Source organism: Chitinophaga sp. (assembly GCF_035564935.1).
GTDB lineage: Bacteria > Bacteroidota > Bacteroidia > Chitinophagales > Chitinophagaceae > Chitinophaga.
On sequence record NZ_DATMTE010000203.1, the window covers coordinates 1 to 1,913 of the forward strand.

At 45.8% G+C, this 1,913-nt stretch carries 2 protein-coding genes; both read right to left on the bottom strand.

From position 1 onward, the window contains the following. Positions 1-132: 132 nt before the first annotated feature. The gene (locus tag VN105_RS05300) at positions 133-804 is read right to left on the bottom strand and encodes a hypothetical protein (protein ID WP_325638651.1); all 672 of its coding nucleotides are present in this window, start codon (positions 802-804) and stop codon (positions 133-135) included. Between the two features lie 60 nt (positions 805-864). Further along, a complete protein-coding gene (locus VN105_RS05305) occupies positions 865-1,812 on the bottom strand; it encodes a UDP-3-O-(3-hydroxymyristoyl)glucosamine N-acyltransferase (RefSeq protein ID WP_325638653.1) in 948 nt (315 codons plus the stop codon). Positions 1,813-1,913: the final 101 nt, after the last annotated feature.

A 1,913-nucleotide genomic window follows, 5' to 3' on the forward strand; every position in this document is an offset into this window, starting at 1 on the left:
AGGACGCTTCAGGATTAAAAATGATTTGGGGAGATTTAAACGGATACTTTCGCCTAAATCTCCCCAAATCACATTATAAAATCCTAAAAAATCAAATCAGTGTAATCAGTTTAATCCTGAGTCAGACAAAATTCAGAACAGGAAAGCGGCTATTGCGGCCGATAATGTTTTGCCAATTTCAGGAGGTACTTCCCTGCTCATCCACACCCGGGGTTTTTCACCGGGGATCACTGCCGCCACAGGTTGCCCGCGGTATTGAAATTCATAGCATACGTTTTCATACGAATTAACCTTACCATACCGGTTATTGGCGGTAATGCGTATATCGGTGTCCGTAGACCGGAGCACGCCTGCCGGTTTGTTTTCATTCAGCTCCAGGTAATGAGGGTTCTTAACAATCATTTCCCAGCGTTTTAAAGGCTCATTCCTGGTGCCGTTGATCAGTGCATAGCGAAGCTCCGTACCTGCCGGTAACCCGCTTAAATAAGATGGCAAATCACGGTTCGAGAACACTATAGCGGTAGTGTTCATGGTTTGTATCAACAGGTGTTCCTCATTGCCGTTCAGATAAAAATTAAAGGCATTTTTAGGGTCTTTGATGAAGGTTGCTTCCGCTACCCCGTTTTTGCGGGAAGTAGTGGAATAAAGGCCAAAAGAAATGGTTTTAGCGGTAAGCCAGCCGTCTTTCACCTTCACAGGCCATTCCTGATCGTTGGTGTATAAAGACGATTTGGTAATGGTGGGTTTGGTGGTGGTGCAGCTCCAGAGTAACAGGGGGAGCAAAGCGGTAAACAGATATTTCATGAAGCGGGTGGTTTGACTATTGAAACGCCGGGACATCAGTTGGTGTCCCGGCGTTAATGGTTATCTGGATGCTGTTAGCTTGGTCCACATTTCGGGGATGCGTTTAACCCAGGCAAGTTCTTTCTTTTTAACCCTGGCATCTTCTGCAGGGGTGCCAAAGTACACCTTGCCTCCTTCCAGAGAGGAAGGCACACCGCTTTGTGCGAGTACAACGGCGCCTTTACCGATGGTAAGATCTTTATTCACACCTACCTGTCCCCAAAGGATCACATTGTCTTCGATCTTAGCTTTACCGGCAATGCCTACCTGTGCAGCAATAAGGCAATTCCTGCCTATCACGGTACCATGACCTACATGGATCATGTTATCCAGCTTAGTGCCCTGGCCAATGATGGTATCGCCACTTACGCCTTTGTCGATAGTACAGCCGGCGCCCAGTTCCACATCGCTTTCAATGATCACTCTTCCGCAACTCTCCAGCTTGTCGTAAATCACTTCCCGCTCAGCTCTTTTCTTAAAGTAAAAAGCGTCCGCACCAAGCACAGTGCCTGCATGAATAATTACATTGTCGCCAATTTCACAGTAGTCGTAAATGGTAACGTTGGGATGAATGAGACAGTTCCGGCCGATACGCACATGATTGCCAATGAATACGTTGGGTTGAACAATGGTACCCTCCCCTATCACGGCGCTGTCGCTGATGGCTTTGGTTGCTGCTTCAAAAGGTCTGAATCTTTTAACCAGTTTTACATATGCACTGAAGGGGTCGTCCAGTACCAGAATTGCCTTGCCTTCAGGACAGTCTACCTTTTTGTTAATGATAATAATGGTTGCTGCTGATTGCAGACTGGCGTTATAGTATTTCTCAAAGTCAACAAACGAAATATCTCCGGGTGTAACCTTATGTATTTCATTGATGCCTGTGGCCATCAGTTGGCTGTTGCCAACCAGCTCTGCGCCTATATATGCTGCTATTTCCGTTACTGCAACAGGTGCTTCGAACTTCATATACTCTGAATTATTGAATGATGTTTAAGAAGCAACAAAGGTAGTAAATCGGTGATTGCAACAATCAAAATATGAAGGCATGATAACTGAGACCGGAAAGT